Source organism: Shewanella eurypsychrophilus (assembly GCF_007004545.3).
Taxonomy (GTDB): Bacteria; Pseudomonadota; Gammaproteobacteria; order Enterobacterales; family Shewanellaceae; genus Shewanella; species Shewanella eurypsychrophilus.
In genome coordinates, this window is sequence record NZ_CP045503.2 from 410,260 (window position 1) to 426,474 (window position 16,215).

Sequence of the window (16,215 nt, forward strand, 5' to 3'; positions counted from 1 at the left end):
ATGAATAAGAGCAAAGAGAAATACTCACAATTAAGAAGCATCATTCCTGAGATGAGACGGGTTAAGCATATCTATTTTGTCGGGATTGGCGGTGCGGGTATGGGTGGTATTGCTGAGGTTCTAGTTAATGAGGGCTATCGTTTATCTGGTTCTGATATTGCTGAAAACACAGTGACAGAAAGACTGAGCTCTTTAGGTGTTCAAATTCATATCGGACATAAAGCTGAACAAGTTAATGGAGCCGATGTGGTCGTCGTCTCCACCGCTATCCAGGCTGATAACCCTGAATTGATTGCGGCTACAGACTTAAGAATTCCAGTGGTTCAGCGAGCTGAAATGTTGGCTGAGTTGATGCGTTATCGCCATGGGGTAGCTGTTGCGGGGACACATGGTAAGACGACGACAACTAGCCTTATTGCAAGTGTATATGGTCAAGCAGATCGAGATCCTACTTTTGTAATTGGTGGTCTGCTGAATAGTGCCGGCACTAATGCAAGGTTGGGTAGTAGTCGTTACCTCATTGCTGAAGCGGACGAGAGTGATGCGAGTTTCTTGCATCTGCAGCCTATGGTGAGTGTAGTGACTAACATCGAAGCTGATCATATGGATACCTACGGCGGTGATTTTGAGAAATTAAAATCGACCTTTATCGATTTTTTACATAATTTGCCGTTTTATGGCGTGGCTGTTATGTGCATTGATGATCCAGTCATTCGTGAGTTGTTACCAACAGTAGGTCGAAAAATTGTGACTTATGGTTTCAGTGAAGATGCCGATATTCGTGCGCTTGATTTTGAGCAGAGGGGCTACAGTAGCCATTTTACCCTTAGACGCGAAGGTGTTGAAGATATAGCTGTCATGGTGAACTTACCTGGTGAGCATAACGTGCTTAATGCACTTGCCGCGATTGCTGTAGCCACAGAAGATGAGATTGAAGATGATGCGATAGTGCGCGCCTTAGCAGAGTTTCAAGGCATTGCACGTCGTTTTCAACAGTTAGGCAACTTTAATACTTCCAAAGGTGACATCATGTTGGTCGATGATTATGGTCATCATCCAAGTGAAGTGGCAGCAACGATTAAAGCGGCTAAGTTGGGTTGGCCTGATAAGCGACTTGTCATGATATATCAGCCTCATAGATATAGCAGAACGCGTGATCTCTATGAAGATTTTGTCGAGGTGTTATCTCAGGTTGATTGTTTAATTTTACTCGATGTATATGCTGCTGGCGAAGCGCCTGTACCTGGTGCGGATAGTCGGGCATTATGTCGCTCCATTCGTCAGCGTGGCCAGCTTGATCCAATTTTTGTGGCGGGTACCGAACAGTTGATCAATCTATTGCCTGATGTACTTCAGAATGGCGATCTATTAATGACCCAAGGCGCTGGAAATATTGGAACGTTATCAAAATTACTCGCGCAGACGAAACTTGGTTTTGATAGCTAATGTGCAGAACTGTGTCGGAAGGGGTCTTAAACAGTATCCCATTGAAAGCTTTAGAGGTTTTGACCCTAAGAATAAGGTCTATATAATGACCTGTTTTCCGTGGCAAACTTGCGAAAAAGATTTACCGCGAAACGGTAAAGCATGGCGGTGTGTTAGTGTCTTGGTCTGAAGTGGGTAGCCGTTGGAGAGTTAAGCTATCAGAGGTGGATTGGTACCTTTGTTTTGGCTTGATGTTTTTTACCTTGGTTGTTTTTGGTCTGTCCATGGCGGTTTGGAAGCTGAATATAATGCTCAACGATGCCGATGCCTTGCCTATTGAAGCCGTAGCAATAAAAGGTGAGCGAAAATATACCTCTGATGAGGAGATACAAGTAGCGCTACAGGACTTGATGAAGAGAAGTTTTTTTTCTGCAGATGTTAATCAGGTCCAAGAAGCTTTAGAGGCATTACCTTGGGTATATCAAGCTTCAGTGAGGCGAGAGTGGCCTGCAAAATTAAAAGTTTTTCTGATAGAGCAGAATGCTGTTGCTCATTGGAATGGTGATGCTTGGCTTAACAGCTACGGTGAGGTATTCGATGCTCCGACTAATGATGATATCGGACCTTTGCCTAAACTAGCCGGCCCTGAAGGTCAGTCTAAAGTTGTGTTAACGACTTATGGTCAAGTGAGTGAGTTATTAGAGATAAATGGCTTTAACTTAAATAGTTTAAGTTTAAGTCCGAGGCATGCTTGGCATGGGGTTCTAGACAATGGGATCTTGCTTGAGTTAGGCCGAGAAGACAAAATGGCAAGAATACAAAGGTTTATCAATGTATTTCCTACGTTAGAAAAGCAAGTAAAAACAGTTGCTAAAGTTGATTTACGCTACGACACCGGATTAGCCGTTGGTTGGGTAAACGCACAGAAGAGAGCCAGTAAATAATGACCAAGAATCAAGATAGAAATCTGATCGTTGCATTGGACATAGGAACGTCAAAAGTTGCTGTGATTATCGGTGAAGTGCTACCAGATGGTGAGATCAGTGTCATTGGTTTGGGTACCCATCAATCCAGAGGTATGGATAAAGGTGGAGTGAACGATCTTGACTCAATTGTGCGCAGTGTGCAGCGTGCCCTAGATCAGGCTGAATTGATGGCTGATTGCCAGGTTTCGTCGGTGTACTTAGGGATCTCTGGTAAGCACATAGCCTGTCAAAATGAAAATGGCATGGTCTCTATCAATGATGAAGAAGTGACACAAGATGATGTTGATAATGTTATTCATACGGCGCGTTCGGTAAAGATACCGACGGAACGTCGTATCTTACATGTGCTACCACAAGAATATGCGATTGATGTTCAGGATGGTATTAAGAGTCCTATTGGTATGTCAGGTATGCGCATGGAGGCTAAGGTCCATATCGTTACTTGTGCCAATGATATGGCAAAAAATATCACCAAAAGTGTCGAACGCTGTGGTTTAAAAGTTGATGACCTTGTGTTTTCCGCCATTGCATCTGCGGACTCAGTGTTAACCAATGATGAAAAAGATTTAGGTGTTTGCTTAGTTGATATTGGTGGTGGGACGACAGATATCACCGTTTATACCAATAGTGCCTTGAGACATTGTGCTGTGATACCTGTTGCTGGTAACCAAGTGACTAATGATATCGCTAAAATATTCCGCACACCTTTGTCTCATGCAGAACAAATTAAGGTTCAGTACGCGAGTGCTCGCAGCTCAATGGTGAGTCGTGAAGACAGTATCGAGGTGCCCTCAGTTGGAGGACGCCCCTCAAGGAGTATGTCGAGACATACTTTAGCTGAAGTCGTTGAACCAAGATATCAAGAGTTGTTTGAGCTAGTACTGAAAGAGTTAAGAAACTCTGGTCTAGAGGACCAGATTGCAGCTGGTATCGTCCTTACTGGTGGAACATCTTCCATCGAAGGGGCAGTGGACGTGGCTGAGGCCACATTCGGTATGCCAGTGAGAGTAGCATCCCCATTACCTGTAAAAGGCTTATTTGAATATGTTGATCAGCCAATATATTCCACAGGACTTGGATTGTTACACTATGGAGCAAGAAGGGTGGTCGAACGTCAGTTTGAGCGTCCAGAACGACAAGGGGTTACCAGTCTTTGGAATCGGGTTCAAAGCTGGTTTAAAGGTGAGTTTTAATACTAAGTTCGTGAGCTTATAAATAAGCACGAATTAGATTTAGTATTTTATATATATAACGCAGGCAAAACGGAGAAAAAACCATGTTTGAGATCATGGATAGTCATAGTGATGAAGCGGTGATTAAGGTCATCGGTGTCGGTGGCGGTGGTGGAAATGCAATAGAGCATATGGTGAAACACAACATCGAAGGTGTTGAGTTCATAGCGACAAATACCGATGCACAGGCATTGAGAAAATCGGCAGCGGGTTCAACGATTCAATTGGGTCGTGACGTAACTAAGGGTCTAGGTGCTGGAGCAAACCCTGAGATTGGTCGCCTTGCTGCTGAAGAAGATAGAGAAAATATCAGAAATGCCATTAAAGGTTCTGATATGATTTTTATTGCAGCGGGTATGGGTGGTGGTACAGGTACTGGAGCCGCACCTGTTGTTGCTGAAATAGCTAAAGAAGAAGGTATTCTAACCGTTGCCGTAGTGACTAAGCCGTTTCCTTTTGAAGGCAAAAAACGTATGGCTTATGCGGAGCAGGGTATCGAGCAACTGGCAAAGCATGTTGACTCTTTGATAACGATTCCTAATGAAAAATTATTAAAAGTTCTAGGCCGCGGAACGTCACTATTGGATGCATTTGCAGCTGCAAATAATGTACTGCTGGGTGCTGTTCAAGGTATTGCTGAGCTTATTACGCGTCCAGGTCTCATTAACGTCGATTTCGCCGATGTTAAAACGGTGATGTCTGAGATGGGTAATGCCATGATGGGTACTGGTGTTGCCAGTGGCGAAGACCGTGCTGAAGAAGCGGCAGAAGCTGCAGTTGCGAGTCCCTTGCTTGAGGATATCGATTTGGCTGGCGCACGTGGTGTGCTTGTTAATATTACCGCCGGTATGGATATGAGCATCGAAGAGTTTGAGACAGTAGGTAATCATGTAAAAGCATACGCCTCAGATAACGCAACAGTAGTCGTGGGTGCTGTTATTGATCCTGAAATGAGTGACGAGTTACGTGTTACGGTTGTTGCTACAGGTATCGGAGCAGAGAAGAAACCAGACATTCAATTAGTGTCTAAGCCCGCTATTCGTCCAGAGCCAGTGGTTACACCTGAAATCAAATTGGAACCACAAACTGAAGAATTAGTTCATCCGATGGTGAGTGGTAATGCAGCCCCTGCAGTACAGGCTGTTCAGTCACCAGCACCTAAGAATGAAACGGACTATTTAGACATCCCAGCTTTCTTACGTAAACAGGCAGACTGATGAGTTTATGTTAAACGGTGTGAACTTGAATTTATCAATACTTAGGTAGGTGAATTTTGGTTAATTTGCAAAGGTATGCTAGCATATCCGACCAGCCACGCATGTTTATAACTTTTTTTGATGTTTGGTTTAGTGCTTTTTTTGTAGATATGAACAGGTAAGACTATGATTTTTCAAAGAACTGTTAAAGAAATGGTAAAAACTACCGGCGTCGGATTGCATTCCGGCAATAAGGTAACTTTGAGTATCAAGCCTGCGCCAGTAAATTCAGGTATCGTATTAGTGAGAACAGACTTGGAGCCTGCAGTTTCGATCCCTGCCAAGGCTGAACTTGTCCGTGAAACCACTATGTGTACGGCCCTAGTGAATGATGATGGTGTTCGTATTTCGACAATTGAGCACCTTTTTGCTGCACTTGCTGGATTAGGTATCGATAATGCGATTATCGAAGTCGATGCACCAGAAATTCCAATTATGGATGGCAGTGCCAGCCCATTTGTTTTTCTATTACAATCGGTTGGAATTCAAGAGCAGACGGCAGCAAAAAAATACGTAAGAATTACTAAAACCATACGCGTTGAAGACGGTGATAAGTGGGCAGAATTAAAACCTTATAAAGGTTTTAAGATCAACTTCACAATTGATTTTGATCATCCTGAAATTGCCCGTAGTCAGCAACATATGGAAATGGACTTTTCTTCTTCTGCTTTTATTCGTGATATTAGTCGTGCTAGAACATTTGGTTTTATGCGTGATATCGAATATTTACGTGCCAACAACTTAGCGTTGGGCGGAAGTATGGAAAATGCCGTAGTGCTTGACGAATATAAAGTTCTTAACCCCGATGGCCTGCGTTATGAGGACGAATTCGTTAAGCACAAAATATTAGATGCCTTTGGAGACTTATACGTTGCAGGATATGCCATTGTTGGCGAGTTCTGTGCGTATAAAACTGGACATGCATTAAACAATCAATTAGTTAGAGCTCTACTTGCCCAGCAAGATGCTTGGGAGTTAGTCAGCTTTGAGAAAGAAGAAGAGGCACCTGTGAGTTTTTCTGTTCCAAGCAGTGCCGTATTCGCTTAATAGAAACTAACTAAGTTTTCCTTGGACGGCTGGCTAAAGCAGCCAGCCGTTTTAGTTTAAGCCCTAAAGACCCTTCTGTATGCTCAGCTAAAGCTTCGATGTGTTCAGCAGCTGTTTTACTGATCTCATTGTGATTAATTTTGGGTTTGGTTGCATACAAAAACAGACCCGGGTTGACTTTAACTTCGATAGCGGACAGCATAGGTAACGTTTCGGCTTGAAGCTGTTGCAAAATTTTGGCTTTTTGGAAATTTATTCTTGCAGCCCATGCAGCAGTTGTCGTTTCGATAACAAGAACACCCTGACGGAGATTGGCAACTTTGAGTTGCTGTGACACTGGACCAGTCAGCACGTGCTTCACGTAGCAATCTAAGTGCATTAGTAACTCTGCTTTCTCAGCAATACTGGGGAAACTCCCTTGCTGATGCAGTAATTGGCTTAGGTCCTGCGGGGGCTTTTTCATATGATAATAAAATGGCTTAATTAGGCTATGAGTGTAACAGTTTTTATTCAAGGTAGAAATGGCGCCACAAGGTGGCAGCCAGGTAAACGTTGGCTACTTCTGCCCGTATTACTGATCGCAGCCGGAACCGGTCTGTATCAGCATAATGCCAAACAATTTCTACAGCAGCAGACTAAAGTTGATAATGAACGTCTTGCTCGTGAAGAGCACAAGAGCGAACTTATCGAGCTTAAAGGTGCGACAGAGTCACAACTCGCAATGTTAGTCACTCATGTAGCACGTATGCAGGCTAAAGTGACTCGTCTCGAAGCACTAGGTCAGCAAGTTGCTCAAACTAATCAACTAGAAGATCAATTTGATTTCTCTTCCGAAGTCGGTGTGGGCGGCCTAAGTGATTTGGGCGCCAGCATAGAACTCGATCAGCTTATTCTAGACATGGATAAGTTAGTATCACGAATAGATAATAATAATGCTCAGCTTTCAATACTTGAAACTGTCTCATCTAATCTCCATATAGATGAAGAGCGTTATATATCTGGGCGTCCTATCCGTAAAGGATGGTTGTCATCGCCCTACGGTTTACGAAATGATCCTTTTAACGGCCGAAGAACCATGCATAAAGGCATAGACTTCGCGGGTAAAGAGGGGACCAATGTGGTTGCAACAGCAGCTGGTGTGATCACATGGGCAGGAAAAATGTTTGGTTATGGCGAGTTAGTCGAAATAGACCATGGTAATGGTTTAAGAACTCGGTATGGTCATAATAAATCTCTGTCAGTAGCAGTAGGTGATGTCGTCGCCAAAGGCGAAAGTATTGCACAAATGGGGAGTACTGGTCGTTCGACTGGGCCTCATGTGCATTATGAAGTGTTGCGGGGTGGACAACAGATAGATCCGCAAAAGTTTGTCTACCGTAAAGCAAGTTAACTATAAAATAGGCTTTCAGACTCGACAGGGACTAGGCCAACAACATAAAAAGTGGTTCAGATGTTTGGTAAAATACTGACAAAATTATTTGGTAGTCGTAACGATCGCACACTTAAGTCTCTTGGCAAGATCGTCACTAAGATTAATGCTCTCGAAGAAGGCTATGAAAAGTTAACCGATGATGAGCTTAAAGGGAAAACGTCAGTTTTTCGTGAGCGCTTAGATGCTGGTGAGACATTAGATGATGTTTTACCTGAAGCATTTGCCGTCGTTCGTGAAGCATCAAAGCGTGTATTTGAGATGCGTCATTTCGATGTACAGATGCTAGGCGGCATGGTACTCGATAGTAATCGTATTGCTGAAATGCGTACAGGTGAGGGTAAAACACTTACCGCAACATTACCTGCATATTTGAATGGATTAACCGGTAAAGGCGTTCATGTTATTACAGTGAATGACTACCTTGCTGGCCGTGATGCTGAAAATAACCGTCCACTCTTTGAATTCCTTGGTTTGACGGTAGGTATTAACGTCGCAGGCCTCGGTCAACAAGAAAAGAAAGACGCATATAATTCAGATATCACCTACGGTACCAACAATGAGTTTGGTTTCGATTATCTACGCGATAATATGGCATTCTCTCCTCAAGAGCGTGTACAACGTCCACTTCATTACGCACTTATCGATGAGGTCGACTCGATTCTAATCGATGAAGCCAGAACACCGTTGATCATTTCAGGTGCTGCAGAAGATAGCTCTGAGCTCTACACTAAGATTAATACCTTAATCCCTCATCTAATTCGTCAAGAAAAAGAAGATACAGAGGACGAAATTGGTGATGGCGATTACTCAATTGACGAAAAAGCCAAACAAGTTCATATGACAGAACGTGGCCAGGAGAAGGTTGAAGTACTTCTTACTGAGCGTGGTATGTTAGCCGAAGGTGACTCGTTATATTCAGCAGCGAATATATCATTGTTGCACCACGTCAATGCAGCATTGCGTGCACATACTTTATTCGAGAGAGATGTCGACTATATTGTGCAAGATAATGAAGTGATCATTGTTGATGAGCACACCGGACGTACTATGCCTGGTCGTCGTTGGTCTGAAGGTTTACATCAAGCAGTTGAAGCTAAAGAAGCGGTTCACATTCAAAATGAAAACCAAACGTTAGCATCTATCACATTCCAGAACTTTTTCCGCCAATATGAAAAACTGGCCGGTATGACGGGTACTGCTGATACTGAAGCGTTCGAATTTCAACATATTTATAGTTTAGATACCGTCGTTATTCCAACTAACCGTCCAATGGTGCGTAAAGACCATGCTGATCTAGTGTTTCTTACGCCTGATGAAAAATACGAAGCTATCATCGAAGATATTCAAGGCTGCCGTGAACGTGGACAACCAGTTTTGGTTGGTACTGTCTCAATCGAGCAGTCTGAATTACTTGCTCGATTGATGCAGAGAGAAAAGATCCCTCATGAAGTGTTGAATGCCAAATTCCACGAACGTGAAGCCGATATCGTGGCACAAGCAGGTAGAAGAGGTGCCGTCACTATTGCTACTAACATGGCTGGTCGTGGTACTGATATCGTACTAGGTGGTAACTGGGCAATAGAAGTTGAAGCCTTAGAAAACCCGACAGCTGAACAAAAAGCTAAGATTAAGGCTGATTGGCAAGTACGTCATGATGATGTCGTGTCAGCAGGTGGATTACACATTCTTGGTACAGAGCGGCATGAGTCGCGTCGTATCGATAATCAGCTCCGTGGTCGTTCAGGTCGTCAAGGTGATGCAGGTTCATCACGTTTCTATCTGTCGATGGAAGATAGCTTGATGCGTATCTTTGCTTCTGAGCGAGTTTCTTCCATGATGAAGAAATTAGGCATGGAGCAAGGTGAAGCTATTGAACATCCGTGGGTCTCTCGTGCTATTGAGAATGCTCAACGTAAAGTAGAAGCACGTAACTTTGATATTCGTAAGCAATTACTAGAGTTTGATGATGTTGCTAACGATCAGCGTCAAGTTGTTTACGCTCAGCGTAATGAATTGATGGATGCTGAAAGTATTCAAGATACCATCGTTAATATTCAAGATGATGTTGTCAATGAATTAGTCAATCAATACATTCCTCCTCAATCTGTTGAAGAGTTGTGGGATGTTGCCGAGCTTGAAAAACGTTTAGAGCAAGAATACGCACTCAAGATGCCAATACAAGAGTGGCTTGATAAAGAAGATGACCTTCACGAAGAAACGTTACGTGAGCGAATTGTCGAAACATGGGTAAGTGCATACGCAGCGAAAGAAGAGATGGTCGGTGCACAAGTACTGCGTCAATTTGAAAAAGCGGTAATGTTACAAACTCTGGATGGGCTCTGGAAGGAGCATTTGGCAGCGATGGATCATCTTCGTCAGGGTATCCACTTACGTGGCTATGCGCAGAAGAATCCTAAGCAAGAATATAAACGTGAATCTTTTGAGTTGTTTCAGCAGATGTTGGAAAGCTTAAAGCATGACGTGATCAGTGTGATGTCTAAGGTACAAGTACAAGCACAGTCAGATGTTGAAGAGATGGAAGAGCGTCGTAGACAAGAAGAAGCTAAGATCCGTAGAGATTACCAGCATGCAGCTGCGGAAGCTTTAGTTGGTGCCGAAGAAGCAGAGGCGTTAGCTTCTCATATACCAACAGTACGAGACGGTGCTAAAGTTGGGCGGAACGATCCATGTCCATGTGGCTCTGGCCGCAAGTACAAGCAGTGCCACGGTAAGCTATCTTAAGCTTTACTCGATAAATAATTTAAAGCCGCTCTAACTAGAGCGGCTTTTTTGTATCTATAGTCACAGCCCTGACAACTCAATACCAAATGGCATAATTTATATAGCAAGCTAAACTGCTTACCATATAGACAATCATCGCTAATTTGTGGATAAGGTTGGGGGTAACCAGTGAGTACTGTACGGAGTTTGTTCAAGTGATAAAAAAGATCATTATTATTGAAAAAAGCCCTTGCGATCAAAATTAATCTGCTTATAATGCGCACCCACTGACACGGCAAACCAGCCTTCTTAAACGTAAGCTGAAACGCAGTCAGGGCAACAAGTAAGCGGTTAAGAATTTAATTTTTAAAAGCCCTTGACGCCAACCACGGAGAGTGTAGAATACGCCTCCTCAAGCCAACGACCTAGCGTCTAACGGCGATACCTGAAAAATTGGTGTCACGCTCTTTAACAATTTATCAAGTAATCTGTGTGGGCACTCACAGGTGTTGAGTTATTCGAAATTGCCTTCTGTTCTTCGGAATGTAGGCAATCAAAAATTTACTCAATGAACTACTGAGTGACCATAGCAACTTATGATTTATTTTCTTTCGAGAGAGTAATGATTAAGAAGCAAAATATGTAAGCTTCATAAACCTTCGGGTTTGTGAAAACAGTAATTTGTTTTCACTTTTTAAAGTGGAGGCAAAAGATTCGTTGAGCCGATGTCATTTTCGAAAGGAAGTGCATCAAAAAACTTTAATTGAAGAGTTTGATCATGGCTCAGATTGAACGCTGGCGGCAGGCCTAACACATGCAAGTCGAGCGGAAACAGGAAGGTAGCTTGCTACTTTTGCTGTCGAGCGGCGGACGGGTGAGTAATGCCTAGATATCTGCCTAGTCGTGGGGGATAACAGTTGGAAACGACTGCTAATACCGCATACGCCCTACGGGGGAAAGGAGGGGACCTTCGGGCCTTTCGCGATTAGATGAGTCTAGGTGGGATTAGCTAGTAGGTGAGGTAATAGCTCACCTAGGCGACGATCCCTAGCTGTTCTGAGAGGATGATCAGCCACACTGGGACTGAGACACGGCCCAGACTCCTACGGGAGGCAGCAGTGGGGAATATTGCACAATGGGCGAAAGCCTGATGCAGCCATGCCGCGTGTGTGAAGAAGGCCTTCGGGTTGTAAAGCACTTTCAGCGAGGAGGAAAGGTTGTAGTTTAATAAACTATAGCTGTGACGTTACTCGCAGAAGAAGCACCGGCTAACTTCGTGCCAGCAGCCGCGGTAATACGAGGGGTGCAAGCGTTAATCGGAATTACTGGGCGTAAAGCGTACGCAGGCGGTTTGTTAAGCAAGATGTGAAAGCCCCGGGCTCAACCTGGGAATTGCATTTTGAACTGGCAAACTAGAGTCTTGTAGAGGGGGGTAGAATTTCAGGTGTAGCGGTGAAATGCGTAGAGATCTGAAGGAATACCGGTGGCGAAGGCGGCCCCCTGGACAAAGACTGACGCTCAGGTACGAAAGCGTGGGGAGCAAACAGGATTAGATACCCTGGTAGTCCACGCCGTAAACGATGTCTACTCGGAGTTTGGTAACTTAGTTACTGGGCTCCCAAGCTAACGCATTAAGTAGACCGCCTGGGGAGTACGGCCGCAAGGTTAAAACTCAAATGAATTGACGGGGGCCCGCACAAGCGGTGGAGCATGTGGTTTAATTCGATGCAACGCGAAGAACCTTACCTACTCTTGACATCCACAGAACTCGCTAGAGATAGCTTGGTGCCTTCGGGAACTGTGAGACAGGTGCTGCATGGCTGTCGTCAGCTCGTGTTGTGAAATGTTGGGTTAAGTCCCGCAACGAGCGCAACCCTTATCCTTATTTGCCAGCACGTAATGGTGGGAACTTTAGGGAGACTGCCGGTGATAAACCGGAGGAAGGTGGGGACGACGTCAAGTCATCATGGCCCTTACGAGTAGGGCTACACACGTGCTACAATGGTCGGTACAGAGGGTCGCAAAGCCGCGAGGTCAAGCTAATCCCACAAAGCCGGTCGTAGTCCGGATCGGAGTCTGCAACTCGACTCCGTGAAGTCGGAATCGCTAGTAATCGTAGATCAGAATGCTACGGTGAATACGTTCCCGGGCCTTGTACACACCGCCCGTCACACCATGGGAGTGGGCTGCACCAGAAGTAGATAGCTTAACCCTTCGGGGAGGGCGTTTACCACGGTGTGGTTCATGACTGGGGTGAAGTCGTAACAAGGTAGCCCTAGGGGAACCTGGGGCTGGATCACCTCCTTACCTATACGACTAACTCAATGCTTGCTGAGTGTTCACACAGATTACTTGATAGAAAGAAAGAGCAAAAATACGTTGGGTCTGTAGCTCAGCTGGTTAGAGCGCACCCCTGATAAGGGTGAGGTCGGTGGTTCAAGTCCACTCTGACCCACCAAAATCTCTCCTTTCCTGCGTTGGAAAGTGACTCGTTTAGACTTCTTTATTAGAGAGTTAAACGTCGCCACATTCCGCCTTGGTAAGAAAAGATTTGGTTATACGTATATTTGTTTGACTGCATGTAAATGGGGCTATAGCTCAGCTGGGAGAGCGCCTGCCTTGCACGCAGGAGGTCTGCGGTTCGATCCCGCATAGCTCCACCATTTACTTGATTGCTTAGAACTTAGGTTCGATAACACTCTTGTAAATACACCATTTACTTTGCTAGCTATCAGAGAAGACTCTGATTGACTAAGTAAACTTACTTTTCCAGCAGAAAGTAAGGCATGCATTGGATAGAGATGCCAAAGATAAACTAAGACTTTATCTTTGGCTTTTTTAAGCCCGTTCTTTAAAAATTTGGAAAGCTGATAGTGTTAATGTGAAAGGGACTATTGTGAAAGCTGATTCGTAAGATTCGGTAATTGCAGTGGTTTATAGCATTAGCGCGAAATATAAAATAATTGAGTTCTCAAACACTTAAATCAAGTGCCGAATCATAGCAATATGATTCAAGAGTATTCTTTTGGCGAAAGTAAACACCATTAGTTGCGATACAGTCCTATGTGGGTTGTATGGTTAAGTGACTAAGCGTATACGGTGGATGCCTTGGCAGTCAGAGGCGATGAAGGACGTAGTAACTTGCGAAAAGCGTTGGCGAGCTAGTAACAAGCATTTGAGCTAACGATATCCGAATGGGGAAACCCACTCACATAAGTGAGTATCACATACTGAATACATAGGTATGTGAGGCAAACCCGGGGAACTGAAACATCTAAGTACCCGGAGGAAAAGAAATCAACCGAGATTCCCCTAGTAGCGGCGAGCGAACGGGGATTAGCCCTTAAGTCTATAGGGTGTTAGTGGAATGAGTTGGAAAGCTCAGCGGCACAGGGTGATAGCCCCGTACATGAAAACTAACTATAGATGAAAACGAGTAGGACGGGACACGTGACATCTTGTCTGAACATGGGGGGACCATCCTCCAAGGCTAAATACTCCTGACTGACCGATAGTGAACCAGTACCGTGAGGGAAAGGCGAAAAGAACCCCTGTGAGGGGAGTGAAATAGAACCTGAAACCGTATACGTACAAGCAGTGGGAGCGGTCCTTGAGACCGTGACTGCGTACCTTTTGTATAATGGGTCAGCGACTTACATTTTGTAGCAAGGTTAAGCGAATAGCGGAGCCGTAGGGAAACCGAGTGTTAACTGCGCGTTTAGTTGCAAGGTGTAGACCCGAAACCGAGTGATCTAGCCATGGGCAGGTTGAAGGTTGAGTAACATCAACTGGAGGACCGAACACACGTATGTTGAAAAATGCGGTGATGACTTGTGGCTGGGGGTGAAAGGCCAATCAAACTCGGAGATATCTGGTTCTCCTCGAAAGCTATTTAGGTAGCGCCTCGTACGAATACCATTGGGGGTAGAGCACTGTTAAGGCTAGGGGGTCATCCCGACTTACCAACCCTTTGCAAACTCCGAATACCAATGAGTACTATACGGGAGACACACGGCGGGTGCTAACGTCCGTCGTGAAAAGGGAAACAACCCAGACCATCAGCTAAGGTCCCAAAGTTATTGCTAAGTGGGAAACGATGTGGGAAGGCTTAGACAGCTAGGATGTTGGCTTAGAAGCAGCCATCATTTAAAGAAAGCGTAATAGCTCACTAGTCGAGTCGGCCTGCGCGGAAGATTTAACGGGGCTAAGCAATACACCGAAGCTATGGGTTTGCTAGTTTACTAGCAAGCGGTAGAGGAGCGTTCTGTAAGCCGTTGAAGGCGAAGGGGTAACCCACGCTGGAGGTATCAGAAGTGCGAATGCTGACATGAGTAACGATAAAGGGAGTGAAAAACTCCCTCGCCGAAAGACCAAGGTTTCCTGTCCAATGTTAATCAGGGCAGGGTAAGTCGACCCCTAAGGTGAGGCCGAAAGGCGTAATCGATGGGAAACGGGTTAATATTCCCGTACTTCTACTAACTGCGATGGAGAGACGGAGAAGGCTAGGCTAGCGCGGCGTTGGTTGTCCGCGTTTAAGGCTGTAGGCTGTTCACTTAGGCAAATCCGGGTGAACGCATTAAATTGCAAAGCTGAGAGTTGATGACGAGTCCCCAAGGGGATGAAGTAGTTGATGCCATGCTTCCAGGAAAATCTTCTAAGCTTCAGGTTAGTAGGAATCGTACCCCAAACCGACACAGGTGGTTGGGTAGAGAATACCAAGGCGCTTGAGAGAACTCGGCTGAAGGAACTAGGCAAAATGGTACCGTAACTTCGGGAGAAGGTACGCTGCCGGCGGTGATGGGACTTGCTCCTTAAGCTGCTGGCAGTCGCAGATACCAGGTGGCTGCAACTGTTTATCAAAAACACAGTACTGTGCAAACTCGCAAGAGGAAGTATACGGTATGACGCCTGCCCGGTGCCGGAAGGTTAATTGATTGGGTTATCTTCGGAGAAGCTCATGATCGAAGCCCCGGTAAACGGCGGCCGTAACTATAACGGTCCTAAGGTAGCGAAATTCCTTGTCGGGTAAGTTCCGACCTGCACGAATGGCGTAATGACGGCCACGCTGTCTCCAGCCGAGACTCAGTGAAGTTGAAATTGCGGTGAAGATGCCGTATACCCGCGGCTAGACGGAAAGACCCCGTGCACCTTTACTATAGCTTGGCACTGAACATTGAACCTACATGTGTAGGATAGGTGGGAGACTTTGAAGCAGAGACGCTAGTTTTTGTGGAGTCAACCTTGAAATACCACCCTTGTAGTTTTGATGTTCTAACTCTGGCCCCTGAATCGGGGTTGAGGACAGTGCCTGGTGGGTAGTTTGACTGGGGCGGTCTCCTCCCAAAGAGTAACGGAGGAGCACGAAGGTTGGCTAAGTACGGTCGGACATCGTACGGTTAGTGCAATGGCATAAGCCAGCTTAACTGCGAGACATACACGTCGAGCAGGTACGAAAGTAGGTCATAGTGATCCGGTGGTTCTGAATGGAAGGGCCATCGCTCAACGGATAAAAGGTACGCCGGGGATAACAGGCTGATACCGCCCAAGAGTTCATATCGACGGCGGTGTTTGGCACCTCGATGTCGGCTCATCACATCCTGGGGCTGAAGTCGGTCCCAAGGGTATGGCTGTTCGCCATTTAAAGTGGTACGCGAGCTGGGTTCAGAACGTCGTGAGACAGTTCGGTCCCTATCTGCCGTGGGCGTTGGATGATTGAAGGAAGCTGCTCCTAGTACGAGAGGACCGGAGTGGACGAACCGCTGGTGTTCGGGTTGTTATGCCAATAGCATTGCCCGGTAGCTACGTTCGGAATCGATAACCGCTGAAAGCATCTAAGCGGGAAGCGAGTCCTAAGATGAGTCATCCCTAGGAATTTAATTCCTCTAAAGAGCCGTTCGAGACTAGGACGTTGATAGGCAGGGTGTGTAAGCGTTGTGAGGCGTTGAGCTAACCTGTACTAATGACTCGTGAGGCTTAACCATACAACCCAGATGGGTTTGTGTAGTTAGTGTGTGTATTACTTCATAAGCACAAAAGAATACGTATTTGATTTAAGTTAGACCAATTATTTTGCGATTTAGACGCGTTAATGCATCTGAATAGCCAGCTTTCGAAAT

8 protein-coding genes, 2 tRNA genes and 2 rRNA genes are annotated in these 16,215 nt (G+C 45.2%); 11 read left to right on the top strand and 1 reads right to left on the bottom strand.

The features are described from left to right. From murC to lpxC, 5 genes are all read left to right on the top strand, one after another. Complete coding sequence (gene murC / locus FM038_RS01795; RefSeq protein WP_142870906.1) at positions 1–1,446, top strand: UDP-N-acetylmuramate--L-alanine ligase; 1,446 nt, start codon at positions 1–3, stop codon at positions 1,444–1,446. Positions 1,447–1,601: 155 nt separating this feature from the next. Continuing rightward, entirely contained in the window at positions 1,602–2,369 is a 768-nt protein-coding gene (locus tag FM038_RS01800) for a cell division protein FtsQ/DivIB (RefSeq protein ID WP_142870904.1), read from the top strand. Continuing rightward, positions 2,369–3,604, top strand: coding sequence for a cell division protein FtsA (gene ftsA / locus FM038_RS01805; protein WP_142870903.1), 1,236 nt, complete (start codon positions 2,369–2,371; stop codon positions 3,602–3,604). The genes FM038_RS01800 and ftsA overlap by 1 nt, the downstream gene beginning before the upstream one ends. An 83-nt stretch (positions 3,605–3,687) precedes the next feature. Continuing rightward, on the top strand, positions 3,688–4,860 hold the full coding sequence (ftsZ, locus tag FM038_RS01810; RefSeq protein WP_142870902.1) for a cell division protein FtsZ: 1,173 nt from the start codon (positions 3,688–3,690) through the stop codon (positions 4,858–4,860). A 165-nt stretch (positions 4,861–5,025) separates the two neighbouring features. Further along, positions 5,026–5,946: a UDP-3-O-acyl-N-acetylglucosamine deacetylase gene (lpxC, locus tag FM038_RS01815; protein WP_142870901.1), complete on the top strand. Its 921-nt coding sequence runs from the start codon at positions 5,026–5,028 to the stop codon at positions 5,944–5,946. Between the two features lie 10 nt (positions 5,947–5,956). On the opposite strand, the gene FM038_RS01820 is transcribed toward lpxC, so the two are convergent. Next, complete coding sequence (locus tag FM038_RS01820) at positions 5,957–6,409, bottom strand: DUF721 domain-containing protein (RefSeq protein WP_142870900.1); 453 nt, start codon at positions 6,407–6,409, stop codon at positions 5,957–5,959. A gap of 27 nt (positions 6,410–6,436) precedes the next feature. Between FM038_RS01820 and FM038_RS01825 the strand changes: the two genes are divergently transcribed. From FM038_RS01825 to FM038_RS01850, 6 genes are all read left to right on the top strand, one after another. Continuing rightward, entirely contained in the window at positions 6,437–7,336 is a 900-nt protein-coding gene (locus FM038_RS01825) for a peptidoglycan DD-metalloendopeptidase family protein (protein WP_142870899.1), read from the top strand. Positions 7,337–7,396: 60 nt separating this feature from the next. Beyond that, positions 7,397–10,120: a preprotein translocase subunit SecA gene (secA, locus tag FM038_RS01830; RefSeq protein WP_142870898.1), complete on the top strand. Its 2,724-nt coding sequence runs from the start codon at positions 7,397–7,399 to the stop codon at positions 10,118–10,120. Between the two features lie 739 nt (positions 10,121–10,859). Beyond that, positions 10,860–12,406, top strand: a 16S ribosomal RNA gene (locus FM038_RS01835). 74 nt (positions 12,407–12,480) lie between these two features. Continuing rightward, positions 12,481–12,557 (top strand) — tRNA-Ile (locus tag FM038_RS01840). Positions 12,558–12,686: 129 nt separating this feature from the next. Further along, positions 12,687–12,762: transfer RNA gene (locus FM038_RS01845), tRNA-Ala, on the top strand. 413 nt (positions 12,763–13,175) lie between these two features. Next, positions 13,176–16,080: ribosomal RNA gene (locus tag FM038_RS01850) — 23S ribosomal RNA — on the top strand. The 16S and 23S rRNA genes sit together here with 2 tRNA genes alongside, the layout of an rRNA operon. Positions 16,081–16,215: the final 135 nt, after the last annotated feature.

Bases quoted from the DNA above. Each gene is read 5' to 3' on its own strand.
- murC (WP_142870906.1), top strand. From the start codon at position 1: ATGAATAAGAGCAAAGAGAAATACTCACAATTAAGAAGCATCATTCCT.
- ftsA (WP_142870903.1), top strand. From the start codon at position 2,369: ATGACCAAGAATCAAGATAGAAATCTGATCGTTGCATTGGACATAGGA.
- ftsZ (WP_142870902.1), top strand. From the start codon at position 3,688: ATGTTTGAGATCATGGATAGTCATAGTGATGAAGCGGTGATTAAGGTC.
- lpxC (WP_142870901.1), top strand. From the start codon at position 5,026: ATGATTTTTCAAAGAACTGTTAAAGAAATGGTAAAAACTACCGGCGTC.
- FM038_RS01820 (WP_142870900.1), bottom strand. From the start codon at position 6,409: ATGAAAAAGCCCCCGCAGGACCTAAGCCAATTACTGCATCAGCAAGGG.
- FM038_RS01825 (WP_142870899.1), top strand. From the start codon at position 6,437: ATGAGTGTAACAGTTTTTATTCAAGGTAGAAATGGCGCCACAAGGTGG.
- secA (WP_142870898.1), top strand. From the start codon at position 7,397: ATGTTTGGTAAAATACTGACAAAATTATTTGGTAGTCGTAACGATCGC.